The following is a 23,140-nucleotide window of genomic DNA, read 5'->3' as shown; positions in this document are numbered from 1 at the left end:
CGTCAGGCCTTGAGGGCCTTCGAGATCTCCGCGGCGTTCGCCGTGAACACGCCGAGGAGGTCGAGGTCCTCCCCCGGGTAGTTCACGATCCGCACCTGCCGCGCGGCCGAACCGGGCAGCACCGTCCCGGTCGACATGTGCGCGTTGTCGAACACCAGGTCCGGCTGCTTGCCCGCGAGCTCGGCGAGCTGCGCCGGGGTGACCGGCTGCGGGCCGAACGTGCCGACCACCTCGGCGCCGGTGACCGCGGCCATGTACGCCACGAACGCCTGGCTGACCACCTTCGGCGCCTTGCCGCCGGGGAACGAGCCGCGCACCTGCTGCTCGACCGACTTCAGCGTGGTGTCGAACTCCGCCAGCCACTTCTCGGCCGCGGCGGTGGTGCCGAGCAGGCCGGCCAGCCGCGTCACCTCGGCGCGCACCACCTCCGGTGCGTTCTCCAGCTTCACCGCCTCCACCTGCGCCGCCCCGCCCGCGGCCTCCTTCAGCCGGGGCGCGAACCCCTCGAACTCCGCGTACAGCACCAGGTCCGCGCCCGCGACGGCGGCGAGGTCGGACGGTTTGGGGTCGTAGTCCGCCGCGTGCGCCACGGTCGCCGGCACCACGACCCGCACGTCGGTCGCACCCGCGGCCTTGGCCAGCGCGGCCTCCCACGCCGTGGCGGCGACGACCTTCTTGCCCGCCGGGGCGGCCGGGGACGCGGGCTGGGCTCCGCCGCCGCAGGCGGTCAGCGCGAGCACCGCGCCGAGCACCACGAGCTTGGTCTTCACGGGTCAGGTTCTCCTCATCGGCGACAACTGGGCCAGCAGGGCGATCACGCCCGCCAGCAGGACGAGCACCGGACCGGGTGGCTGGTCCAGTGCGAGTGCGAGCAGCAGACCGCCGACGGCCACGACGAGGCCGATGCCGACCGACGCGACGACCATGCCGGTCAGGCCGCGGCCGATCCGCCGCGCCGCCAGCGCGGGCAACAGGGTCAGCGCGTCCACGAGCAGCGCGCCGGTCAGCTTGATCGCCGCGGCGATCGACACCGCGATCACCACGAGCAGCGCCGCGGTCAGCGGTCCGGTGCGCACACCGGAGCACGCGGCGAGCTCCCTGTCGTGCAGCAGCAACGCCAGATCCCCGCGACGCCACCAGAACAGCGCCGGAATGGCCACCGCCAGCACCCCGAGCACCACCAGGTCGACCGGCCGGGTCGACAGGATCGAGCCCCACAACAGCTCGAACGCGCCGTTGGCGTTCACGCCGGAGATCGACAGCACCAGCAGCGCCACGGCGATGGCGAGGCTCATCAGCAACCCCATCGCACCGGACAGCCCCGCCGACGTCGTCGCGAACGGCGCCAGCCCACCGCCGGCGAGCGCGCACAGCGCCAGCGCCCACAGCAGCGGGTCGGTGCCGGTGAGCAGGCCGATCGCGCTGCCGAGCAACGCCACGTGCATGATCGCGAACCGCACCGGGTAGATGTCGAGGCCGACGACCAGCACCCCGACCGGCGGCAACGCGACGGCACCCAGCAGCAGGCCGAGCCCCGCGCGCTGCACCGGGACCAGCGCGAGCAGCTCCGCGATCACGCCACGTCCCGCAGCCGCCCGGCGGCCATCTCCACGACCCGGTCGCACGCGTCGGCCACGGCCCGGTCGTGCGTCGCCACCAGCACCGTCACCGGCAACGCCGCGATGACCGCCGCCGCTTCCTCCTGGCCCGCGAAGTCGAGCGCCGCGGTGGGTTCGTCGGCCAGCAGCACGCCCGCTCCGGCGGCCACGGCCCCGACCGCCCGCGCGAGCCACGCCCGTTGCGCCTGACCACCGGACAACGTGTGCACGCCACGGGACTCCACCCCGGCGAGCCCGAGCCGTTCCGCCGCCGCACGCGCCGCCTCGCCGTGACCGCTGCTGTCGAGCAACTCGCCCAGCAGCAACGGGAACCGCCCCGCCGACCGCAGCTGCGGGATCCACGCGACCTCGGCCCGCCTCCGGCGCCACTGCGCGGCGTTGCCGGCCCGCACCCCGCCGACCTCCACCACGCCGTCCGCGATCGGCTGGAACCCCAGCACCGCGCGCAGCAACGTCGACTTGCCGGAGCCGTTGGTGCCGATCAACGCCACCCGCAGCCCCGCGGGCACGTCGAGGTCGACGGCATGAACGGCGGTGTGCCTGCCATAGCGGCAATGCACACCTCGGAACAGCAGGGACGACGCGGTCACGTGCCACAGGTCGTTCACCCGGCCGGGTCAGTTCCCGGCAGTTGTCAGCCGACTTCGGTGGCGTCCTGCCCGGCGGCCCTGACCAGGTCCTCCCGCGCCCGCGCCACCCGCGACCGGATCGTGCCGATCGGGCAGCCGACGACCTCCGCGGCCTCGGCGTACCCCAGCCCGAGCACCTGCGTGAGCACCAGCGCCTCCCGCCGGTCCTCCGCGAGCCCGTCGAGCAGCACGTTGAGCTCGACGATCGCCGTGAACCCCGACGACGTGCCCTGCCCCCGGTCCGCGGCCTGCACCCAGTCGACGTCCGCGGACACCCGCGGCCGCGACTGCGCCATCCGCACCTGGTCCACCACGACCCGCCGCGCGATCGACAACAGCCAGGTCATCGCCGACGACCGCGCCTCGAAGTTGCGCAGGCTCGGCAACGCCCGCAGGTACGTCTCCTGCGCCAGGTCGTCCGCGACGCCGACGTCCGCGAGGTGCGCGACGAACCGCCACACGTCCCGCTGCGTCGCCCGCACGAACCGCTCGAGGGCAACCCGGTCACCCCCGCGTGCCTGCAACGCCCAGCGGGTCATCTCGTCATCGGGGGAGTTCACGAGGCCGCATCGTAACGGCCACCGTCCGGTGACCTCACCGGCCATTCGGACCCGCTGGGCCACGTGCCGGACCCGCGTCCGCCGAACCGTTCACAGATCACCGGGAACCAACTGGGCCGGATGACCGACAATGTGCATGTGGACTGCAGCACCTGCCGCGAAGCCCTGTCTGCCCGCCTCGACGGGGAAGACGAGGGCGTGCCCGCCGAGGAGGTGGACGCGCACCTCGGCTCCTGCGCACCCTGCCGCCAGTGGCAGGAGACCGCCACCGCCCTGACCCGCACGCTGCGCGTCCGCCCAGCCGCACCGGCGCCGGACCTCGCCGCGGCCGTCCTCGACGCCACCCCCGCACTCACCCCACCCGCACCGCGGGCGTGGCTGTCGCGGGCCCTGCTCGGCGGGGTCGCTGTCGCACAGCTCACCCTCGGGCTCGCCCAGGTGCTGGGCACGGGCTCCGCGGCGCACGGCGGGCACACGACCGGTGTGGACAGCAGCCACCTGTTCAACGAGAGCACGGCCTGGAACCTGGCCCTGGGCCTCGGTCTCCTGTGGACCGCGCTGCGGCCGGCGGCAACGGCGGGCGTGCTCCCGGTGACGGCGGCTTTCGTGGCCGTGCTGGTGCCGTACTCGGCGAGCGACCTGGTCAACGGAACGGCGACCGCCGGCCGGGTGCTGTCGCACTCGTTGCTGGTCATCGGGTTGGCTTTGCTCGCGGTGGTGCACTTCCGCGATCGGGGGCCGGGTGGGCGGGTCTCCTCCGGTGGCGAGTCCGGCGGAGGCTTTGCTGACGAGGCGTCGCGGGCTGAGCAGCCTGCGGCTGGGCGGGCCGCGGCTGGGCGGGCCGCGGCTGGGCGGCGGGTCCGGTTGCGGCCGGTGAACCGGCGCCGGGCGGCGTGACCGGGCGCCGGTCGGCGTGAACCGGTGCCGGTCGGCGTGAACCGGTGCCGGTCGGCGTGACCAGGCGCCGGTCCCGTGAGGAGCCGCTGCCGCGTCAGCCCTCCAGCGCGTCAACCCACCCGCGCGTCGCCCGCCTCGGTGTTGGCGAGCCAGCCGGCCATGCCCTGCGGGTTCCAGTCGTACGCCTCGTACCTCTCCACCACCGTGCGCACGTGGTCCGCCGGGGTTCCCGGCCACGCCTCGAAACCGGTCCCGCCGAGGTCGCCCGCGACCATCAGTCCACCCAGAACCACGTACTCGACCACGGCGACGGCGATCGGTTTGAAGTCCTCGCCCACGGTCTCGCGCGCCCAGCCGATCGGCAGGTCGGCGTGCACCCAGTCGGTGAGGCCGTCGATCAGCAACTCGGTCGCGATGGACTCGACGACGTTCTCCATGTGATGGCACTTCCTGGCTGTGCGGGACCGTCGCACCGTTGTAGCACGACGGCCCGCAGCGCGCTGCACATCAGCCGGTCGTGCAGGTGCTCCCGTTCAACGAGAACGCCCCCGGCGCCGAGTTCACCCCGCTGTACGTCCCGTTGAACCCGATGCTCACCGACCCGTTGGGTGCCAACGTCCGGTTCCAGGCGAGGTTCACCGCCGTGACCGCCGCACCGGACTGCGCGAACGTGGCGCCCCACCCCGGCAGCGTCAGCCGCTGCCCGTCCGCGTAGCTGAACGCCAGCGTCCAGCCGTCGACCGGGGCGGCACCGGTGTTGGTGATGGTCACACCCGCCGTGAACCCGTTGCCACCGCCCCAGTTGTAACCCGAGTACGCGACCTTGCAGCTCGCCGAACCCGCGCCCGTCGTCACCGACACGACCGGGGAGTCGGCGGAGACGTTGCCGGTCGTGTCCTTGGCGCGCACGCGGTACCGGTACGTGGTCGAGGCGGTCAGACCGGTGTCGGTGTAGGTGGCCGACGGGACCGAACCGACCAGGGCGAACGCAGCCGGGCCCAGGGCGCGGTAGACGTCGTAGCCGGTGACGCCGACGTTGTCGGTCGAGGCGGGCCAGGTCAGCGTCAGGCCGGTGGAGGTCACGTTCGACGCGACCGGGGCGCCCGGAGCGGACGGCGGGACGGGGTCCACCGCGCCGCCGAAGATCGTGGCCTCCTTCGCGGTCTGGCCGATTCCGTTGGCGCCGTTGAGGAAGCGCTCGCCCCACGGGGTCAGTGCGGCCGGGTCGAAGGAGGTGGTCATGTCCAGGTAGGCGACGTCGCTGCCGTTGCCGCTCCACGACCAGCCGAGGTAACCGAGACCGCGGGCCTGCGCCTGGGCCATGATGGTGTCCTCGTCGGGGTCGCCGTCGCTGTGGTCGAAGCCGAACTCGCCCACCACGAGCGGCAGGCCCGCGGTCTGGAACGCGTCGAAGTAGGCGTTGATCTCGGCCGCGGTGTCGTAGACGCCGTACATGTGGATGGAGAACACGGTGTTGCGCAACGGGTCGGCGGCGAACACCGCTGCCGCGCCGTCCCGCATGACGTTCTGCCAGTCCTGGCCCCACATCGGGGCGTCCGCCATGATCAGGTGGTGCAGGCCGGCGCCGCGCAGGCGGGTGACCGCGCTGCTCGTCGCCGTGGCCCACATGGCGCTGACCTGGGCGTTGTTGCCGAACGGCTCGTTGCCCAGGTTGATGACGACGTAGTTCTCCTGGCCCTTCAGGGCGTCCGCGACGCCGAGCCAGTAGGTGGCGGCCTGGTCGAGGCTCGCGGCACCGCTCTGCTCGCCGTAGCCGGTGGTGTCGTGGACCTCCAGGACGCAGATCATCCTGTTCTGCTTGCACAGCGCGATGACGGACGACACCTCGGCGGCCGGGGTCGGGCCCCACCGCTGGCCGCTGCCGAGCACGACGCGGACGGTGTTGGTGCCGAAGGACTTCATGTCCGCGAACGCCCTGGTCCGGTTCGGGTACCAGACGTGGGCGTGGTTGACGCCGCGCATCACGAACGGGGTGCCGTTCGCCTCGACGACGCGGGTGCCCTCGACGTGCAGGCCGGGCGCGGCCGGGGGTTGTGTCCCGAGAGCGGCCACCACGGCCGGGTACCAGCGGCTCTCGATCTTCTGGATGCCGGTGGTGGTGTTGGGGTGGACGCCGTCGGTGGTGTCGGTGGCGGTGCTGAAACCGGTCCACTGGTCGACGACCGTGATCGGTGAGGCCGTCGTGCTGTTCGCCCTCGCCCAGGCCGGGATGGCGGCGTTGAGGTCGGCCACGCGCTGGCCGCAGGCCGGGCAGCCGGAGGGGTTCATCGGGATGAGCTGGGCCACGACCAGCTTCACCGCCGGGTTGGCGGCGCGCATCTGGCCGAGCATGGTGGTGTAGGCGTTGAGGATGGTCTGCGCCGGGATGTTGTTCCACACGTCGTTCGTGCCGAGGTGCATCAGCACGACGTCCGGCCGTGCGGTGGCCAGCCAGCCGGGGAGCTGGTTGTCCCGCACGATGTTCGTGGCGAGGATGCCGCCGTGGCCCTCGTTCTCGCCGTCATAGGGGAAACCGCAGCCCGGCGCCGGGAGCGAGCCGACGAAGTCGACGCCGGTGTGACCGGTGTCCTGCAGGTGCTTCCACAGCAGCGCACGCCAGCAGCCGGGTGAGCCGGTGATCGAGTCGCCGAGGGCCATGATCCGAACGGGTGCGGCGGCGCCGGCGGGCGTGGGAGCGACGACCGCGCAGGCCGCCAGCACCAGGACGGCCACCACCGCTCGGAGGAGTCTGCGGGCCACCACGACCTCCTGAGGTGTTCGACAGGGGAGGACATCTTCTGGGAGCGCTCCCGGAGTGGGACTGTAACCACGGCGGATCAAGCGACCACACCGCCGACTGGCCCCACCGGGACGCGCAACACCGGTCGATGGCCGTTCGACCCGTTCGACACCTGCTCCGTCGAACGGCGCACCCGAATCGACGATCAAGTCTGGAAAACGCTTTCCACATTGCTGCACAACACTTCTCACCCTTGCACGCGCCAGTACGCCGGGCCATCCTGACCGCTGTGGACCCGCGACGAAGCGTGCTGCTCCCAGTGGTGGTCACCGCCGTCCTGGCCGGACGGGAGCCGCGGCAGGAGGTCGTCCACGGCGGTGCGACGCTCGACGACGACGGGTCGCTCGCGTACAGCTCGACCGGCGTGCTGCCACCGGGCAGCGCCGTCACCGGAGCAGCGGTCCGGGTCGGGCACGGTGACGCCCTGCACGTCACCGACATCGACCCGAACCGCCCCGGTCTCGAAATCTTCATGGTCCACGAGGGCGCGCGTCCCCTGCCCTCGCGCGGAAAGGTCGCACCATGATCAGGACCCTGCTCGTCGCGGTGGCGGTGCTCGCGGGCACCGCCGTCGCGGCACCGGCGGCCACGGCGGCCGTCACGAGCCCGCCCACCGATCCGAACGCCCGCTACACCGGCCGCTGGAACACGAGCTCGGCCGGCGCCTACGTGTCCGAGTGGGCGGGTGCGCACGTCGTCATCGGGTTCACCGGACGGACGGTGAAGCTCCGGCAGCGCGGCACGATCGACTTCTTCGCCAGCATCGACGGCGGCCCCGACGTGTCGTACGTGAACCGAAGCGGGACGGTCGACCTCACGCCTGCCCCACTGGCCACCGGCAACCACACCCTGCGCGTGTCCTACCGCCCGATCGCGGGCTCCTACAAGGGCGACGCGGTGTACCAGGGCATCGAGATCGACACCGGCGCGCGGACGTTCGCGCCCGCCGTGCCCGCGAAGACCATCGAGTTCGTCGGCGACTCGATCACCGTCGGCCAGCAGTCGTCCAAGCAGGCGCTGACCGCGTACGGCTGGCTGACCGGCGAGCGGCTGAAGGCCGGCCACACCCAGATCGCTGTGGGCGGCGCGTGCCTGCACCCGGCGGCGGACGGGTGCCTGAGCATGCGCGAGGGTTTCCTGCGCACCGGTCTCGCCCTGAACGCCCCGGCGTGGAACTTCGGCCGTTACCGGGCGGACGCGGTCGTGATCAACCTCGGTACCAACGACGTCGGTCACAGCGTCACCAAGGAGCAGTTCCGCGCCTCCTACGTGACGCTGCTGCGGCGGGTGCGGGAGAAGTACCCGACCGCGGCGGTCTTCGCGCTGGGCACGTTCCGCAAGCGGTACCTGCCGGAGACGCAGGCGGCCGTGCAGGAGGTCGTCAACGGCGGTGACGGCCGCGTCTGGTTCGTCGACACCACCGGCTGGATCGTCGAGGCCACCGACACGACCGACAACGTGCACCCCAACGACCAGGGGCACCGCAAGATCGCCGACCGCCTGGCGCCGATCGTCGCCGCGAAGTTCTGAGGGAGGCGGTCCATGCCGCGCACAGCACTCCGGCTCGTCCTGCTCGTGTCCGCGCTCGTCGCGGCGGCCGCCGTCGTCCCCGCCGCCTCGGCGGCAGGTCCGGTGCCGCACTACCTGATGACGGCGTTCACCAACAGCAGCGAGTCGAACATGTACGTCTACGACTCGGCCAACGCCACCGGTTTCACGCAGGTCAGGGCGAACGCCTACACACCGCCGTCGGGCCTGATCCGCGATCCCAGCGTCATCCGGCACACCGACGGCTACTACTACCTCGTCTACACCACGAACTGGACCGGTGACACGATCGGTTTCGCCCGCAGTGCCGACTACGTGACGTGGACGTTCCTGCGCAACGTCCGGGTAGGCCTCAACGGCGCCACCGGCAGCACCTGGGCACCGGAGTGGTTCAAGGACTCCGACGGCAGCGTCCACGTCGTCTTCTCCGCGTCCACGACGGGAACGGCCGGGCAGTTCCGCCCGTACCGGATCACCGCGACGAACGCGGACCTGTCGGCGTGGACGAGCCCGGTCGCGCTGGGCATCCCGGCCAACTACATCGACAGCTTCCTGGTCAAGGTCGGCGGCACCTACCACAACTTCCTCAAGAACGAGACGACCAAGTACGTCGAGCACGCCACGGCCACGTCGCTGACCGGGCCGTGGACGTTCGTCGGCACCGGGAACTGGGCGGGCTGGGGCTCCGGGCTGGAGGGACCCGCTCTGGTGCGGCTGCCCGACGGCCGCTGGCGGATCTACTTCGACCAGTACGGCCAGCGGCGCTACTTCTACGCCGACAGCGGCAACCTCACGACGTTCGGCGCCAAGACCGAGCTGGCGGGGCTGTCCGGTACCGCACGGCACTTCACGGTCCTGCGTGAGGACTCCGGCGACGGCACGGCCATCGCCACAGGCGCCCGCTCGTTCCGCTCGGTGAACTTCCCCGACCGGTACGTCCGCCACCGCGACAACCTCGCGTACGTGGACCCGGTGAGCTCGTCCAGCCCGCTCTCCACGCGTCAGGACGCGACGTTCACGGTCGTGGCGGGCCTGGCCAACGCGAACTGCCACTCGCTGCGCTCGGTGAACTTCCCCGACCGCTACCTGCGGCACTACGACTTCAAGGCACGGCTGGACGCCAACACCGGTGACGCCACGTTCGCCCGCGACGCCACGTTCTGCGCCCGCACCGGACTCGCCGGCACCGGCACGTCACTGGAGTCCTACTCCCATCCCGGCCGCTACCTGCGCCACCACAACTACGAACTGCGCGTGGACTGGCGCACCTCCGACTCGGCGTTCGCCGGTGACGCGTCGTTCACCGCCGCCGCCCCACTGGCCTGAAAGGACAGCCGATGAGGACGGTCTTCCTCCGCCTGGCGGTGCTGGTGCTCGCGGTCGTCACCTGCGTGGCCGGGATGCCGGTGCCGCAGGCCGGTGCGGCGCCCGCGGTGCGCTACACCAACCCGATCGCCGAGAAGCGGGCCGACCCGCACGTCTTCAAGCACACCGACGGCTTCTACTACTTCACCGCGACCGTCCCGGAGTACGACCGGATCGTCCTGCGCCGCGCGACGACGATCCAGGGCCTGGCCACGGCGGCGGAGACGGTGATCTGGCGCAAGCACTCCAGCGGTGAGATGGGCGCCCACATCTGGGCACCGGAGATCCACTTCATCAACGGCAGGTGGTACGTCTACTTCGCCGCCGGGCGCACCGACGACGTCTGGCGCATCCGCATGTACGTGCTGGAGAGCTCGGCTGCCAACCCGCTGACCGGGCCGTGGACCGAACGCGGCCGGATCACGACGCCGTGGGACACCTTCTCGCTGGACGCCTCGACGTTCGTGCACAACGGCGTGCGGTACCTGACCTGGGCGCAGCAGGAACCGGGCATCGCCACCAACTCGAACCTCTACCTGGCCCGCATGGGCGCGAACCCGTGGACCATCACCGGGACGGTGACGCGGCTGACCGTGCCGGCGCTGGCGTGGGAGACCCGCGGGTACAAGGTCGCAGAGGGGCCGTCGGTCCTGCAGCGCAACGGGCGGCTCTTCCTGACCTACTCGGCCAGTGCCACCGACGCGAACTACTGCCTCGGGCTGCTGACCGCCTCCGCGTCGGCCGACCCGCTCAACGCGGCCTCCTGGACGAAGAGCGCCGACCCGGTGTTCACCAGCAACGCGGCGACCGGCCAGTACGGTCCCGGCCACAACTCGTTCACCGTCTCCGAGGACGGTGCCAGCGACGTCCTCGTCTACCACGACCGCAACTACCGCGACATCAGCGGCGACCCGCTCAACGACCCGAACCGCCGCACCCGCGTGCAGAAGGTCCACTACCGCTCCGACGGCACCCCGGACTTCGGCATTCCGGTGCCCGACGGCCCGACGCCGGTGCGGCTGCGGTCCTACGCCGCCGCCGACCGCTTCGTGCGGCACTGGGAGTACCGCGCCCGGCTGGAGGCGAACGTGTCGCCGCTGGCCGACTCGCAGTTCCGGGTCGTCACCGGGCTGACCGGGTCCGGCACCGTGTCGCTCGAGTCGACCAACTTCCCCGGCTACTACCTGCGCCACCGCAACAACGAGCTGTGGGTGGACCGCAGCGACGGCAGCACCCTGTTCCGCAACGACGCGAGCTTCACCCAGCGCGCGGGACTCGCCGCGAGCTCGGCGGTGTCGTTCGAGTCGGTCAACTTCCCCGGCCTCTACGTGCGCGTCAACGGCGGTCTGCTCTTCCTGCAGGCGGTCACCGACGCGCAGGGCCGTTCCGATGCGACGTTCGTGCTGGAGTGATCCGCGATGACGAGGAAGATCGCACTGGTCGCGGCGGTGGTGCTGGCCACCGCCGTCGGGACGGCACCACCCGCCTCTGCCTATCCCCTGCCGGGCCGCGTCACGGGTGACACCGGCGTGCACGACCCGAGCGCGGTCCGGCGCGCCGACGGCAGCTACCTGGTGGCGCACACCGGGAGGGACATCGCGCTCCGGACCTCCACCGACCGGGTCGCGTTCCGCTCCGCCGGGTCGGCGTTCCCGAGCGGCGCGTCCTGGACCACCCCGTACACCGGCGGCGACCGCACCCTCTGGGCACCGGACCTGTCGTTCCGCAACGGCCAGTACTGGCTGTACTACTCCGCCTCGACGTTCGGCTCGAACCGGTCGGCGATCTTCCTCGCCACCAGCCCCAGCGGGAACGCCGGCACCTGGACCCACCGCGGTCTCGTCGTCGAGTCGCGGACCTCCGACGACTTCAACGCCATCGACCCCGACCTCGTCGTGGACGACCAGGGCCGCTGGTGGCTGAGCTTCGGCTCGTTCTGGTCCGGGATCAAGATGGTCGCGCTGAACCCGTCCACGGGCCTGCGGGCCGACTCCACGATCCGGTCCCTCGCCGGGCGCAACGGCGGCCCGATCGAGGCGCCGAACATCGTCAAACGGGGCTCCTACTACTACCTGTTCGTCTCGTTCGACTACTGCTGCCGGGGCGCGTCAAGCACCTACCGCGTCATGGTCGGCCGATCGACGAGCGTCACCGGTCCCTACGTCGACCGCAACGGCACCGCCCTGACCTCGGGCGGCGGCACGGAGGTCCTGGCGGGGCAGGGCAGCGTGCACGGGCCCGGCCACCAGGACGTCCTCAGCGACGTCGACGGCGACCTGCTCGTCTACCACTACTACACCGACTCCGGCGCGTCCCGGCTCGGCGTCAACCTGCTGGCCCTCGACTCCGCGGGCTGGCCGTACCTGCGGTGAGGGGTGCCCGCGCAGCGCGGGTCACCGGTACGGCGACCGGCCCGCTGCCGGGTCGTGCACGTCGAGGCGGCCGCACATGCCGAACCGCTGCGGTTCCTCCCCCCGCACCACGTGGACGTCCGCGTCGGCGAGGTGCCCGGTGTCCCCGGCGCGCAGGCGCTCCAGGTGCTCGCCGGTCAGCCGGGTGGCCGCGAGCGCCCCGGTCCGCCACCGCTGTTCCCAGTCGTCCAGCGATTCCCGCTTCAACGCGAGCGCGGCCGCGTAGAACGCCTCGATCGCCGCGGTCTCGCCCGCCTCCAGGCGTTCCCGCAGCTCCAGGAACCCCTCGACGGCCAGGTCGCGGCGCCGGCGGGCGGCGGGCTCGGAGGCGGCGTAGGCGTGCCCGGGTTGCGCGAGGGACGCGGCGGTCGCGTAGCGCTCGGGGTCCGCCAGCACCTCGGGCGGGAACGTGAACACCGCGTCACCGGCCTCGGGCAGGCCGCTGTTCTGCATCACGACGACGATGTGCAGGTCGTCGTCGTTGACCAGCCGGTGGACCGTGCCGGGCGTGAACCACGCGACCGTGCCGGTGCGCAGCGGGGTCTCGGCGAACCCGCGCCGGGTGAGGGTCTGCACCCGGCCCTGCCCGCCGACCACGTAGTAGCACTCCGCGCAGGTGAGGTGCACGTGCGGCGACCCGCCGCACACCCCGTCCGCGGTCGGCCAGTCGTACACCCGCAGACCGGACAGGCCGATCCCACCGGGGAACGGGGTCACCACGCGTGCTCCTCCACATAGGACTCCAGGCGCCCGCGGTCCCAGCCGCCGGTCGCGACGACCAGCCGGTGGCGCAGGTGCAGCGACTCACCGGGTGGCACCTCGACGGTGTCGAAGAAGGCGAACGACGGGTTGACCGCCGCGAACGGTGTGCTGCGCACGAACCAGTGGGTGTTCTTGTTGTCCGGGTGGTCGATGAACAGCAGTGTCGAGGACCGGTCCACCTCGTCGTGCTGTCCGACGAACGCCAGCCACGCGGCCTTCTCGCCCATCAGCTCCTGCCCGCTGCCGCCGCCGGCCGCGAGGACCTCGCCGCCGGTGAACGAACGCGGACCGCGCCAGAAGAACCCGGTGTAGCCCGCGAGCTCGCGGCCGTTGGTGGTCGGGCTGCCGAACGACAACGGCTCCGAGCGCGCGTTCGTCAGCGTGGTGGCGAACTCCAGCGTCCACGCCTCGTCCTCGACGTCGCGCACGGTGAGCCGGCGGGCCTCGTCGACCCAGTGCTGCCCGGCCTCGGTGACCCAGGAGAGCCGTTCGCCGATGGTCAGCTCGCCCTCGGCCTCGGCGGTGCTGAACTCCTCGTGCCGCATGCTGCCCACGTTCGGCAGCACCACGTACCCCTCGTCGCGCACGTAGGTGACGCCGCCCCAGAAGTTCTGCCCGGACACGTCGGTCGCGGTCATCTGCACGCCCTTGTGCCAGCGGTGGTCGTGCGGCCGGAACGCCGTCACGACGTCACCGGCCAGCGTGCGCACGGGGTGCAGGTAGGGCTTGGGCCCCTCGAACGCCGGGGTCGTCGGCCGGTGCACGTACCGGAACAGCTCGGCCGGGCCTGCCGACACGACGAGCACCTCGTCGTCCTGGCGCGTGATCACCGGTTGGTCGCCCACGGGGCACCGCTTCCTTCCATGCTGGTGTAGAACGGGTCGCCCGGCCCGATCCGGCCGGCCTGCACGACGGCGCCGGTGAACGCCGAGGCGTACAGCGCCGCGATGAACTCCATGGTGTCCCTGGTGTCGGCGAGGGTGACCGGGGGCGGTTCGCCGCCGTCCAGGGCGTCGAGGACCGCCGCCAGCTGGCCCCGGTGACCGCTGACCTCGTCCGACCGCTGCTCCTGCTGCCAGCGGGCGAGGACGTCGTCGTGGCCGGGCGCCGGGGTGACCGTCCAGTGCGCGTCGCTGTAGCCGTAGAGGTGCTCGACCTCGACCGTGGCGCGTTCGAAGTCGAACCGCAGCTGTGAGGTCTCCCTGGGTGAGAGCAGCGAGTTCACCACTGAGGCGACCGTCCCGTCGGCGAAGGTCACCAGCGCCATCGAGACGTCCTCGGTCTGCACGTCCCTGGCCTGCCTGGCCGCGACGGCCCGCACCTCCCGCCACGGTCCCAGCACCGACAGCAGCAGGTCGAACTGGTGGATGCCGTGCCCCATCGTCGGACCGCCGCCCTCGCTGTCCCACGAACCGCGCCACGGCACGGCGAAGTAGGCGTCGTCGCGGTACCAGAGGGTGTCGCACTTCGCGACCAGCGACCGGCCCAGCACCCCCTCGGCGGCCAGGCGCCGCAGCCGCACCGCCGCCGGGCCGAACCGGTGCTGGAAGACCGTCGCGACCCGGCCGGTCGAGCTCCGCTCGGCGACGACGAGCGCGTCGACCTCGGCCAGCGACAACGCCGGTGGCTTCTCGACGAGCACCGTCGCGTTCGCGGCCAGGCATTCGAGCGCCAGCGGCACGTGGTGGCGGGGCGGGGTGCAGATGTGCACCACGTCCGGCTCCTCCTCCGCCAGCAGCGCGGTGAGCCCGGGGTGCACCCGCGGCACACCCCACCGCTCGGCGAACGCGGCGGCGCGGCCGGCGTCCACGTCGGCGACCGAGACGAGCTCGACCCGGTCACCGCAGGCCCGCACCGCCTCCGCGTGGGCGGCCGCAATTGCACCCGTTCCGACGATGGCGGCGCGCCTCACCGGGCCGCGTCCACTTCCGCCTGGACCTCCCTGATGAACGACGTGGCCGCCGCATCGGGGGTGGTCCGGCCGAACAGCACGTCCTCGGTGTGCCGCTTGAGGATCGCGTCGACCGTGCTGGCGCCGTTCGGCGTGATCCTGGGCGGGTCGCTGACCGGCACGGTGTCCAGGTACTCCTTGGCCGCCTTGTCGGTCTCCTTCAGCTGGCCGGCGATCGCGTCGCGGATCTTCTGGTTGGCGGGCACACCGCGTTCGGTCAGCATGATCTTCGCCGCCTCCTCGTCGTTGGCGAGGAAGCTCACGAACGCCGCCGCCTCCGCGGGGTGCTTCGACCGCGACGACACCGACCAGAACATCGACGGCTTGTAGTACGCGCCGGGTGCCTTGCCCTGCGTCTCCCCCGGCAGCCGCAGCAACTTCAGCCTGGCGCCGCTGGCAGCGGTCAGCGCGGTCAGCTGGGTGTTCCACCACAGGCCGAACGCGGCGGTGCGGGTCGCGGTGGCGGACTGGTTGAGTCCCGCGGAGGCCTTCTCGATCGTCACCGACGGCGGTGCCGCGACGCCGGACTTCGCGAGGTCGGCGATGTACTGCCAGTACTCGCGGGCGATCTCCTGCGGCAGCACGACCTTGCCCTCGGCGTCGAACATGGCCTTGCCCTGCTGGCGCGCCCGGATGCTCAGCCCGGCGGTGTCGTTGATGCCCGGCGACTGCACGCCGAACACCTGCCCGCCACCGGCCTCGGACACCTGCTCGCCGATCCGCTTCAGGTCGTCCCACGACCACTTCGTGTCGTCGGGAACCGGGATGCCGTACTGCGCGAGCAGGTCGAGGTTCACCATGACCGAGTACATGCCGAGGCCGACGGGCAGCCCGTACTGCTTGCCGCCGATCGCGCCGGTGGCGAGCGCCTTGTGGTCGAAGTCCGCGGTGTCGAGGTGCTTCTTCGCCTCGGTGAGGTCGAGCAACGCGCCGCGCTCGGCGTAGGACGCGATGTACAGCTCGTCCATCTGCATGACGTCGGGCGCGTCGTTGGCCGCCATCGTGGTGGCGAGGCTGTCCCAGTAGCCGTTCCACTCCTTGAACTCGCCCTTGATGGTGATGTTCCGGTGCTGCTCCTGGAACAGCTCGATGATCCGCTGGGTCCTCTTGTGCCGGTCGTCGCCGCCCCACCAGGTGAAGCGCAGCGTCACCGGCTCCGCGGTCAGGTCGCCACCGGCGTCGGAACCGGCCCCGCACGCGACGAGCAGCGACGCGGTCAGGGACAGCAGGGTGGCCCACGCGGCCCTGCGGCGAGCACCTCTTGGCATGAGCTGTCCTTTCGGCTACTTGCCCCCGGTCGTGGCGATCCCCTTGACGAGGTACCGCTGGCCGACGAGGAAGGCGAGGAAGATCGGGACGAGCGACACGACGCTCATGGCGAACTGCGCGCCCCACGACGTCGCGACCGTGGAGTCCACGAACGACCGCAGGGCGACCGGGACCGTGTACATGTCCGGGTCGGTGAGGTAGATCAGCTGGCCGAAGAAGTCGTTCCAGGTCCAGATGAACGTGAAGATCGCGGTGGTCGCGAGCGCGGGCGTCATGAGCGGCAGGATGATCCGCAGGAAGATGCGCGGGTGGCCGCAGCCGTCGATGCGCGCGGCCTCGTCCAGCTCGCGCGGCAGGCCGCGGATGAACTGCACCATGAGGAACACGAAGAACGCGTCGGTGGCGAGGACCTTCGGCACGATCAGCGGCAGGAACGTGTTGACCCAGCCGATGTTCGAGAACAGCACGTACTGCGGCACGATGATGACGTGGATCGGCAGCATGATCGTGCCGAGCATGATGCCGAACCACCAGCGCTTCCCGCTGAAGTGCAGCCGGGCGAACGCGTAGGCCGCCATCGAGCACGACACCAGGTTGCCGAGGATGCAGCCCAGCACCAGGACCGACGAGTTGACCAGGTACGTCCCGAACGACGGTGTGAGGGCGGTCCACCCCTCGGTGTAGTTCTCCGTCCGCAGGCCGTCGAGGACCAGCCCGGGGCTCCGGAAGATCTCGTCGTCGGGCCGCAGCGAGCTCACGACCATCCACAGCACCGGGTACAGCATCACGAAGCCGGCCAGTACCAGGCCGGTGTGCTTGGCGAGGGAGGACAACCGGCTAGTCGTCATAGAAGACCCAGTACCTCGCCGCCCAGAAGTTGATCGCGGTGAACGCCGCGATGATCAGCAGCAGGAACCACGCCAGCGCGGACGCGTAGCCCATGTCGAACCGGCTGAAACCCTGCTGGTACAGGTAGAGCGTGTAGAACATCGTCGAGTCCGACGGGCCGCCGGTGCCGCCGGAGACGACGAACGCCTGCGTGAACGACTGGAAGGCGTGGATGATCTGCAGCACCAGGTTGAAGAACAGGATCGGCGAGAGCAGCGGCAGCGTGATGTGCCAGAACCGCGACCAGCGGCCGGCACCGTCGATCGCGGCCGCCTCGTGGTAGACGGCCGGGATCTGCCGCAGCCCGGCGAGGAAGATGACCATCGGTGACCCGAACGTCCACACGTTCAGCACGATGAGCGTCGACAGGGCGGTGTCGGGGTCGGAGATCCAGCCCCCGCCCTCGACGCCGAAGAGGCCGAGCACGCGGTTCACCAGGCCGTCGGTGCCGAACACCTGCGTCCACAGCACGGCGATCGCCACGCTGGAGCCCAGCAGCGAGGGCAGGTAGAACGCCGAGCGGTACAGGGCGAGCCCGCGCAGCCCGCGGTCCAGCAGCAGTGCGACGGCGAGCGCGCAGGCCAGCTGGAGCGGCACGGACACGAGCACGTAGGTGAACGTCACCCGCAGGGCGTTGTGCAGCCGTTCGTCGGTGAGGATCCGCGCGAAGTTGTCCAGCCCGGTGAACCTGGGCGGCTGGATCAGGTTGTACTTCGTGAAGCCGAGCCCGAACGACGCGAGGACCGGGCCGAGGGTGATGAACAGCAGTCCGGCGAACCAGGGTGCCAGGAACCAGAAGGCCGCCCTGTTGTCGCGCTTGCGCACCTGCGTGCCGTCGCGACGCAGCCGGCGCAACTCGTCGAGAGCACTCATGGAGCCCCTGATCCGTTTGGAAAACGCTTTCCGGAGTTTGCATCGACGTCACCCGACCGTCAAGCAGCGGCGTCGAACGCCGTCGAAAGCTTCGTTGAACAGCGATTCGACCTGCGTTCGACCCGGTGTTCGACGGCGCGGTGCACAGTGGACCGACTGCGGCGCACCACCACCGGACGTCGAATCGACGATTCGCGGAAAGCGCTTTCCGTGCAGCGTGACCACGGGCTACGCTCGGTTCACCCGCCGTTCCCGCCCGGCCGTCTCAGGCAGCCCCTGCCCGTCTGGAGACCACTGTGAGGACTCGTTTCCTGGCCCTGGCAGCACTCGTCGTGCTGCCGTTGTGCGCGGCGGCCACGCCGGCCGTCGCGGAGGAACCCGGCTGCTCCCCGGCGAGCACGGCGCCGGCCGGTGCGGCCGCGGTGAAGGTGTGGCTGGCGGGTGACTCGACGATGGCCGACCCGAAGGCGAGCTGCCCGGTCGGCTGGGGCAGCCAGTTCGGTGCGCTGTTCACCTCCGACGTGACCGTGGTGAACAGCGCGGTGGCCGGTCGCAGCGTCCAGACCTGGCTCTACGAGTCGAACGTGCAGAACGCCAAGGACGCGGCGGGCGAGTGCGTGGTGAGCCCGCGGACCTTCCACCAGCGCTGGCAGGCCATGCTCGACCCGGCCACCGGGATGAAGGCGGGTGACTACCTCGTCGTCCAGTTCGGCATCAACGACGGCAGCCCCGACTGCCCCCGGCACGTGGGCAGCGCCCGCTACCGGGAGCTCCTCGCGCTGATGGCCAAGGCGGCGAAGGACCGCGGTGCCACGCCGATCTTCCTCACCCCGGTCTCCGCGATCCGGTGCAGTGGCAGCACCGCCGTCGCCACCCGCGGGTTCCTGACCGAGACCTTCGACGCGGGACGGACGAGCGGCGTCACCGTCGTCGACCTGCACCGGTTGAGCTACGCGCTTTACAACTCACTGCGGCTCTGCCCCAACGACGGTGACTACACCAGGGGCCCGGTCGGCGCGTTCTTCTGCAACGACCACACGCACTTCGAGGCCGCCGGGGCGAGGCAGATCGCCGGTGTCGTGGCCAAGGCGCTGCGCGACCAGCGCATCCCGCTGGCGAACTACCTGAGGTAACGGGTTCGCCGAGCCCGGAGTTTCCGCACACCGCCGCCGCCCCTCGTGGAAAGGACTTCTTCGCATGCCCTCGACCAGGACGTGGATGAGCGCGGCAGCGGCGGCAGCGGTCGTGATCGGCGGCCTCGTGCCGGTGGCCCACGCCGAGGTGCGGGCGCTGGCCTGCGGTGACCGGGCGTTCAACGCCGAGGCCGTGCTCAGCGGCAGCACCTGGACCTCCCGCACCGGCGGCCGGACCGTCTACACGGGCACCGACATGCGCTCCGCCGTCCAAGCCGCCGTCGACAGCCTCACCGCGGGCCGGACCGCGAAGCAGTGGGTCCTGGTGCGCGGCAGCGGTGCGATGAGCGCGGGCTCGCGGATCTCGCTGCCCAGCTACACCGGCATCGACGTGTGCGGCACGATCAACGTGACCGGCACCGGCTCCGGCGACCAGGCGCCGATCTACTCGCGCGGCACCCGTGACGTGGAGGTGCGCTACCTGAGCCTCACCGGCCGTCCGCTGTACGGGATCTTCATGCGCAACGTCGACAACCTCGTGCTGGGCCAGCTCGACATGCGCCTGTCCGGCGGCCTGGGCGTGCGCATCGACAACCGCGGCAACACGAGCGTGCGCAGCCGCAACATCAGGATCGACAACGTGTTCGTGTCCGGTGCGAGCAGCCACGCCGTCGAGACCTACGGGGTGGACGGCCTCACGGTCGGCACCGTGACCGCGCGCAACGTCGGCGAGTCCGGGCTGTTGCTCAACGACACGATCAACGCGACGGTCGGCACGGTGGACGCGGAGAACGCGGGCGCGGGCACCGGGTACGCGGCGTTCCGCACGGCCAACCGCAACGGCCGCATCGGCACCGCCTACCCCACGAACGTCCGGGTCGGCACCGTCCGCGCCCGCGGTGGCGGCCGTGGCGTGTTCTGCGTGTCGGAGAGCGGTGGCCTGACGATCGACCGGATCGACCTGGCGAACACCGGCAACAACGCGGTGCTGATCGAGAACTGCACCAACGTGGTCCTGGCGGCGCAGAGCGGCACGGTGACCGGCGGCGGGGAGATCCGGCTGGCCGCGCGCTCGGAGTTCCCCGGCAACCGCGACATCACCGTCCAGAACCTGACGGTGACCAACTCGGCCGTCCGCGAGAGCCCCTGCGGCACGAACACGACGTTCCGCAACCTCACCCTGAACAACAGCCCGTCAAACGTCTGCTCCTGACGGCATCTGCAAGTACCACCGACACCTGATCAAACCGCCGCCAACTACCACCAACACGTTCGCCATCCGCCGAACCGGACCACCCCGAGGAGCTGCCATGGTCACGCGCAGGACGGTGCTGTCCGGTGCGGTCGCCACCGTCGCCGCGGCGGCCGTGGGCACGGGTTCCGCCCACGCGGACCAGACCATCACCGTCGACCCCGGCCCAGACCACGGCACGTGGGAGGGCTGGGGCACGTCGCTCGCCTGGTGGGCCAACGTGTTCGGCGACCGCGACGACCTGGCGGACCTGTGGTTCACCACGAAGACCGTCGTCTACAGAGGACAGCCCTTACCCGGCCTGGGGCTCAGCATCGCCCGGTACAACCTCGGCGCGTGCAGCTGGAACAGCGTGAACGACGAGACCATGGTCACCTCGCCGAACATCCCGCGGTTCAAGCAGATCGAGACCTTCTGGCAGGACTGGCGCAACACCGACCCGGCGTCGGCGGCGTGGAAGTGGGCCGCCGACGCCAAGCAACGCGCGGCCGTCGTGAAGGCGGCGCAACGGGGTGCCGTCACCGAGCTGTTCGCCAACTCGCCCGCGTGGTGGATGTGCGCCAACCACAACCCCTCCGGTGCCGCCGACGCGAACAGCGACAACCTGCAGACGTGGAACCAGCGCACCCACGCCGCCCACCTCGCCGAGGTGGCCAGGCAGTTCCGCGACCGGTGGGGCGTCACCTTCCGCACGATCTCGCCGTTCAACGAGCCGGCGTCGGACTACTGGTCAGCGACCGGCAGGCAGGAGGGCTGCCACTTCAACCCGGCGACGCAGCGGGTCGTGCTCCAGCACCTCCGGCAGGAGATGAACGCCCGCGGTCTCACCGGCATGCGGATCGCGGCGTCCGACGAGACCAGCTACGACGCGGCGCGCAGCACGTGGGCCGCGTTCGACGCCACCACCCGGTCCGTCGTGGACCAGCTCAACGTCCACGGCTACCAGGGTTCCGGAGGGCGCCGCGACCTGCTGCACACCGACGCCCGCTCGGCGGGCAAGGTGCTGTGGAACTCCGAGTACGGCGACGCGGACGGCACCGGCCTGTCGATGGCGAGCAACCTGTGCCTGGACTGGCGCTGGCTGCACCCGACCGCGTGGTGCTTCTGGCAGGTGATGGACCCGACCCCGGCGTGGGCGCTGATCAGCTACGACCCGGTCACGCTCGAAGCCGGTGCCGTGCAGAACAAGCTGCACGTCCTGGCACAGTTCACCCGGCACATCCGGCCGGGCATGCGCATCGTCTCCGCGTCCACCGGCAACGCCGCTACCGCCTACGACCCGGTGGCGCGCCGGCTGGTCCTGGTCTGCGTCAACACGGCCACCTCGGCGCAGACAACCACGTTCGACTTGACCCGGTTCACCACCCTGCCCACCGGGCAGCTCACCCGCTGGTCCACGTCCACGACCAGCGGCAGCGACCGCTACGCGCAGCGCACGGACGTCCGCCTGGACGGCAAGCTGCTGCGGGTCGCCTTCGCACCGGGCCAGGTGCAGACCTTCCAGCTCGACGGGGTGGCCGTCTGAGCCGGAGCGGTCAGCGACTCCCGTGCGACCTCACGGGGTTCCGGACACGGTCACCGGGGCGTCCGCGCCGACCCGCGGCAGCGTGAAGCGGACGGTCGTGCCCGCGTTCACCCCGGTGGCCTCCGTGTCCAGCCAGATGCGGCCGCCGTGGAACTCGACGATCTTGCGGCACATCGCGAGCCCGATGCCGGTGCCGGGGTAGCGGTCCTTGGCGTGCAGGCGCTGGAAGATCACGAAGATCCGCTCGGCGTACTGCTCGTCGATGCCGATCCCGTTGTCGCTCACCGAGAACCACCACGTGTCGTCCTCACCGGGCTCGGCCGCGATGCGCACGTGCGGCGGCTCGTCGCCGTGGAACTTCAGCGCGTTGCCGATGAGGTTCTGGAACACCCCGACCAGCAGCCGGACCTCTCCCCTGACCTCGGGCAGCGGTCCCACGTCGATCCGCGCTCCCGAGGACTCGATCGACAGCGCGAGGTTGCGGCGGGCCTCGTCGACCAGGTCACCGGCCGGGACCACCACCTGCTTGTCGCGCATGCGGCCCACCCGGCTGAACGCGAGCAGGTCGTTGATGAGCAGCTGCATGCGCTTCGCGCCGTCCACGGCGAAGTCGATGTACTGCGTGGCGCGCTCGTCGAGCTGGTCGCCGTAGCGCTTCTCCAGCAGCTGGCAGAAGCTCGCGACCTTGCGCAGCGGCTCCTGCAGGTCGTGGGAGGCGACGTAGGCGAACTGCTCGAGCTCGGCGTTGGAGCGGCGCAGCTCGGTCGTGGCGGCGTCGAGCGCGGCGTTGCGCTCCCGCGCCTGCTCCAGCTCGGCGACGATCCGGGTGCGCATGGTGTCGACGTCGACGCCGAGCTCGCGCAGCTCCGTCGGCCCGGTCGCGGCCACGGTGTGCGCGAACGACCCGCCCGCCACCGTCCCGACCTGCCGGCGCAGCCTGCCCAACGGCGCCACGACGAACACCCGCAGCGCCACCACACACCCGAGCACGGCGGCCAGCAGCACGGCCATCGCGACGATGCACGTCACCGCCATCCGCGTGGACGCGTCGTTGAGCGCGGCCCGTCCGGCGGCGCGCTGGGCGGCGATCTCGTCCTGCAACGCCGACAACGCCGCGCGCACCGCGTCGAACCGCTGCTTGCCCAGCGCCTCGGCCGGAACGACGCCGCCCGTCCGCACCGCGGCGACCGCGGGGTCGGCGTAGTCACCACGCCAGTCCGCCAACGCTCCGTCCAGCGCGGTCAGCGCCCGCAGCACGGCCGGGTCGTTCGTCGCCTCGACGGTCGCGCGTGCAGCGGCCTGGCGTTCCCCCGCGTCGCGGTACGGGTCGAGGAACGCCTCGCTGCCGCTCAGCAGGTAGCCCCGGACGCCGTTCTCCTGGTCCACCACGAGGGTGCCGAGCTGCTGCGAGCTCACGACCGCGGGCCCGACGACGTCGAGCAACCGCGAGCGCGCCCTGGACAGGTCGCCGATGGCCAGCAGCACGGCCACCGTCGCCCCGAGCAGGACGACGACGAGCGCCACCGAGATCAGCAGCGACCACCGCCGCAGCGACGGGCCGCCGAGCAGCGCCCCGGAGTCCGGACTCGTCCGCACAACACCTCCCCGGCACCGGCGCCGAGGCGCCGCGCTCGTCCCCTCGACGAGTCGCGCAATCG

The 23,140-nt window shown here is 71.3% G+C and carries 22 protein-coding genes; 9 read left to right on the top strand and 13 right to left on the bottom strand.

The window, feature by feature from the left end:
- Nucleotides 1–2 precede the first annotated feature (2 nt).
- From ACZ7CF_RS07075 to ACZ7CF_RS07060, 4 genes are read right to left on the bottom strand one after another with little or no spacing between them, the layout of a single operon-like run.
- Nucleotides 3–770, bottom strand: a complete 768-nt coding sequence (locus tag ACZ7CF_RS07075; RefSeq protein WP_470369099.1) for a metal ABC transporter substrate-binding protein — start codon at nucleotides 768–770, stop codon at nucleotides 3–5.
- A gap of 3 nt (nucleotides 771–773) precedes the next feature.
- Nucleotides 774–1,577 carry a metal ABC transporter permease gene (locus ACZ7CF_RS07070; RefSeq protein ID WP_360383943.1) on the bottom strand — a complete coding sequence of 268 codons (804 nt, stop codon included), beginning with the start codon at nucleotides 1,575–1,577 and terminating at the stop codon, nucleotides 774–776.
- The gene (locus ACZ7CF_RS07065; protein ID WP_470369098.1) at nucleotides 1,574–2,209 is read right to left on the bottom strand and encodes an ATP-binding cassette domain-containing protein; all 636 of its coding nucleotides are present in this window, start codon (nucleotides 2,207–2,209) and stop codon (nucleotides 1,574–1,576) included. Before ACZ7CF_RS07065 ends, ACZ7CF_RS07070 begins: the two co-directional genes overlap by 4 nt.
- A gap of 44 nt (nucleotides 2,210–2,253) precedes the next feature.
- Nucleotides 2,254–2,853 (bottom strand): sigma-70 family RNA polymerase sigma factor, encoded by a 600-nt coding sequence (locus ACZ7CF_RS07060; protein WP_470369336.1) that lies wholly within the window; start codon nucleotides 2,851–2,853, stop codon nucleotides 2,254–2,256.
- A gap of 93 nt (nucleotides 2,854–2,946) precedes the next feature.
- Here ACZ7CF_RS07060 and ACZ7CF_RS07055 point away from each other — a divergent pair, with 93 nt between their 5' ends.
- Nucleotides 2,947–3,705, top strand: coding sequence for a zf-HC2 domain-containing protein (locus ACZ7CF_RS07055; protein WP_470369097.1), 759 nt, complete (start codon nucleotides 2,947–2,949; stop codon nucleotides 3,703–3,705).
- A 110-nt stretch (nucleotides 3,706–3,815) separates the two neighbouring features.
- Here the strand turns inward: ACZ7CF_RS07055 and ACZ7CF_RS07050 are convergent, their stop codons facing one another.
- The gene (locus tag ACZ7CF_RS07050) at nucleotides 3,816–4,142 is read right to left on the bottom strand and encodes a hypothetical protein (protein WP_360383954.1); all 327 of its coding nucleotides are present in this window, start codon (nucleotides 4,140–4,142) and stop codon (nucleotides 3,816–3,818) included.
- A gap of 70 nt (nucleotides 4,143–4,212) precedes the next feature.
- A complete protein-coding gene (locus tag ACZ7CF_RS07045; RefSeq protein ID WP_470369096.1) occupies nucleotides 4,213–6,465 on the bottom strand; it encodes a cellulase family glycosylhydrolase in 2,253 nt (750 codons plus the stop codon).
- A 269-nt stretch (nucleotides 6,466–6,734) separates the two neighbouring features.
- Here ACZ7CF_RS07045 and ACZ7CF_RS07040 point away from each other — a divergent pair, with 269 nt between their 5' ends.
- From ACZ7CF_RS07040 to ACZ7CF_RS07020, 5 genes are read left to right on the top strand one after another with little or no spacing between them, the layout of a single operon-like run.
- The gene (locus ACZ7CF_RS07040) at nucleotides 6,735–7,031 is read left to right on the top strand and encodes a rhamnogalacturonan lyase family protein (protein WP_458432468.1); all 297 of its coding nucleotides are present in this window, start codon (nucleotides 6,735–6,737) and stop codon (nucleotides 7,029–7,031) included.
- Nucleotides 7,028–8,035: an SGNH/GDSL hydrolase family protein gene (locus ACZ7CF_RS07035; RefSeq protein ID WP_360383961.1), complete on the top strand. Its 1,008-nt coding sequence runs from the start codon at nucleotides 7,028–7,030 to the stop codon at nucleotides 8,033–8,035. Before ACZ7CF_RS07040 ends, ACZ7CF_RS07035 begins: the two co-directional genes overlap by 4 nt.
- A gap of 12 nt (nucleotides 8,036–8,047) precedes the next feature.
- Nucleotides 8,048–9,379: a glycoside hydrolase family 43 protein gene (locus ACZ7CF_RS07030; protein WP_470369095.1), complete on the top strand. Its 1,332-nt coding sequence runs from the start codon at nucleotides 8,048–8,050 to the stop codon at nucleotides 9,377–9,379.
- Between the two features lie 11 nt (nucleotides 9,380–9,390).
- Nucleotides 9,391–10,830, top strand: coding sequence for a family 43 glycosylhydrolase (locus tag ACZ7CF_RS07025; protein WP_360383966.1), 1,440 nt, complete (start codon nucleotides 9,391–9,393; stop codon nucleotides 10,828–10,830).
- Nucleotides 10,831–10,836: 6 nt separating this feature from the next.
- Entirely contained in the window at nucleotides 10,837–11,790 is a 954-nt protein-coding gene (locus tag ACZ7CF_RS07020; RefSeq protein WP_470369094.1) for an arabinan endo-1,5-alpha-L-arabinosidase, read from the top strand.
- A 21-nt stretch (nucleotides 11,791–11,811) separates the two neighbouring features.
- Here the strand turns inward: ACZ7CF_RS07020 and ACZ7CF_RS07015 are convergent, their stop codons facing one another.
- Genes ACZ7CF_RS07015 through ACZ7CF_RS06990 form a run of 6 tightly spaced genes read right to left on the bottom strand, consistent with a single transcriptional unit; the run spans nucleotide 11,812 to nucleotide 17,572 of the window.
- Nucleotides 11,812–12,549 (bottom strand): cupin domain-containing protein, encoded by a 738-nt coding sequence (locus ACZ7CF_RS07015; RefSeq protein WP_470369093.1) that lies wholly within the window; start codon nucleotides 12,547–12,549, stop codon nucleotides 11,812–11,814.
- Entirely contained in the window at nucleotides 12,543–13,436 is an 894-nt protein-coding gene (locus ACZ7CF_RS07010; protein WP_470369092.1) for a DUF6807 domain-containing protein, read from the bottom strand. The genes ACZ7CF_RS07015 and ACZ7CF_RS07010 overlap by 7 nt, the downstream gene beginning before the upstream one ends.
- A complete protein-coding gene (locus ACZ7CF_RS07005; protein WP_360383976.1) occupies nucleotides 13,418–14,503 on the bottom strand; it encodes a Gfo/Idh/MocA family protein in 1,086 nt (361 codons plus the stop codon). Before ACZ7CF_RS07005 ends, ACZ7CF_RS07010 begins: the two co-directional genes overlap by 19 nt.
- Nucleotides 14,500–15,810: an ABC transporter substrate-binding protein gene (locus ACZ7CF_RS07000; RefSeq protein WP_470369091.1), complete on the bottom strand. Its 1,311-nt coding sequence runs from the start codon at nucleotides 15,808–15,810 to the stop codon at nucleotides 14,500–14,502. The genes ACZ7CF_RS07005 and ACZ7CF_RS07000 overlap by 4 nt, the downstream gene beginning before the upstream one ends.
- 15 nt (nucleotides 15,811–15,825) lie before the next feature.
- Nucleotides 15,826–16,659 carry a carbohydrate ABC transporter permease gene (locus ACZ7CF_RS06995; protein ID WP_360383982.1) on the bottom strand — a complete coding sequence of 278 codons (834 nt, stop codon included), beginning with the start codon at nucleotides 16,657–16,659 and terminating at the stop codon, nucleotides 15,826–15,828.
- Nucleotides 16,649–17,572, bottom strand: a complete 924-nt coding sequence (locus ACZ7CF_RS06990; RefSeq protein ID WP_470369090.1) for a carbohydrate ABC transporter permease — start codon at nucleotides 17,570–17,572, stop codon at nucleotides 16,649–16,651. Before ACZ7CF_RS06990 ends, ACZ7CF_RS06995 begins: the two co-directional genes overlap by 11 nt.
- 296 nt (nucleotides 17,573–17,868) lie before the next feature.
- Between ACZ7CF_RS06990 and ACZ7CF_RS06985 the strand changes: the two genes are divergently transcribed.
- The 3 genes from ACZ7CF_RS06985 to ACZ7CF_RS06975 all read left to right on the top strand — a co-directional run bounded on the left by ACZ7CF_RS06985 (nucleotide 17,869) and on the right by ACZ7CF_RS06975 (nucleotide 21,482).
- Nucleotides 17,869–18,705 (top strand): SGNH/GDSL hydrolase family protein, encoded by an 837-nt coding sequence (locus ACZ7CF_RS06985; RefSeq protein WP_360383988.1) that lies wholly within the window; start codon nucleotides 17,869–17,871, stop codon nucleotides 18,703–18,705.
- A gap of 64 nt (nucleotides 18,706–18,769) precedes the next feature.
- Nucleotides 18,770–19,918, top strand: a complete 1,149-nt coding sequence (locus ACZ7CF_RS06980) for a hypothetical protein (RefSeq protein WP_360383991.1) — start codon at nucleotides 18,770–18,772, stop codon at nucleotides 19,916–19,918.
- A 97-nt stretch (nucleotides 19,919–20,015) separates the two neighbouring features.
- Nucleotides 20,016–21,482 (top strand): glycoside hydrolase, encoded by a 1,467-nt coding sequence (locus ACZ7CF_RS06975; RefSeq protein ID WP_470369089.1) that lies wholly within the window; start codon nucleotides 20,016–20,018, stop codon nucleotides 21,480–21,482.
- A 30-nt stretch (nucleotides 21,483–21,512) separates the two neighbouring features.
- On the opposite strand, the gene ACZ7CF_RS06970 is transcribed toward ACZ7CF_RS06975, so the two are convergent.
- Entirely contained in the window at nucleotides 21,513–23,078 is a 1,566-nt protein-coding gene (locus ACZ7CF_RS06970; protein ID WP_470369088.1) for a sensor histidine kinase, read from the bottom strand.
- Nucleotides 23,079–23,140 lie beyond the last annotated feature (62 nt).

The organism is Lentzea sp. NPDC036955, from assembly GCF_055608005.1.
This window is presented reverse-complemented; position numbering and strand designations above follow the sequence as displayed.

Excerpts from the sequence above, each read along its gene's own strand:
- ACZ7CF_RS06995 (WP_360383982.1), bottom strand. The coding sequence starts at position 16,659 with ATGACGACTAGCCGGTTGTCCTCCCTCGCCAAGCACACCGGCCTGGTA.
- ACZ7CF_RS07000 (WP_470369091.1), bottom strand. The coding sequence starts at position 15,810 with ATGCCAAGAGGTGCTCGCCGCAGGGCCGCGTGGGCCACCCTGCTGTCC.
- ACZ7CF_RS07060 (WP_470369336.1), bottom strand. The coding sequence starts at position 2,853 with ATGGCCGGTGAGGTCACCGGACGGTGGCCGTTACGATGCGGCCTCGTG.
- ACZ7CF_RS06975 (WP_470369089.1), top strand. The coding sequence starts at position 20,016 with ATGGTCACGCGCAGGACGGTGCTGTCCGGTGCGGTCGCCACCGTCGCC.
- ACZ7CF_RS07030 (WP_470369095.1), top strand. The coding sequence starts at position 8,048 with ATGCCGCGCACAGCACTCCGGCTCGTCCTGCTCGTGTCCGCGCTCGTC.
- ACZ7CF_RS07035 (WP_360383961.1), top strand. The coding sequence starts at position 7,028 with ATGATCAGGACCCTGCTCGTCGCGGTGGCGGTGCTCGCGGGCACCGCC.
- ACZ7CF_RS07050 (WP_360383954.1), bottom strand. The coding sequence starts at position 4,142 with ATGGAGAACGTCGTCGAGTCCATCGCGACCGAGTTGCTGATCGACGGC.
- ACZ7CF_RS06980 (WP_360383991.1), top strand. The coding sequence starts at position 18,770 with ATGCCCTCGACCAGGACGTGGATGAGCGCGGCAGCGGCGGCAGCGGTC.
- ACZ7CF_RS07020 (WP_470369094.1), top strand. The coding sequence starts at position 10,837 with ATGACGAGGAAGATCGCACTGGTCGCGGCGGTGGTGCTGGCCACCGCC.
- ACZ7CF_RS06990 (WP_470369090.1), bottom strand. The coding sequence starts at position 17,572 with ATGAGTGCTCTCGACGAGTTGCGCCGGCTGCGTCGCGACGGCACGCAG.
- ACZ7CF_RS07025 (WP_360383966.1), top strand. The coding sequence starts at position 9,391 with ATGAGGACGGTCTTCCTCCGCCTGGCGGTGCTGGTGCTCGCGGTCGTC.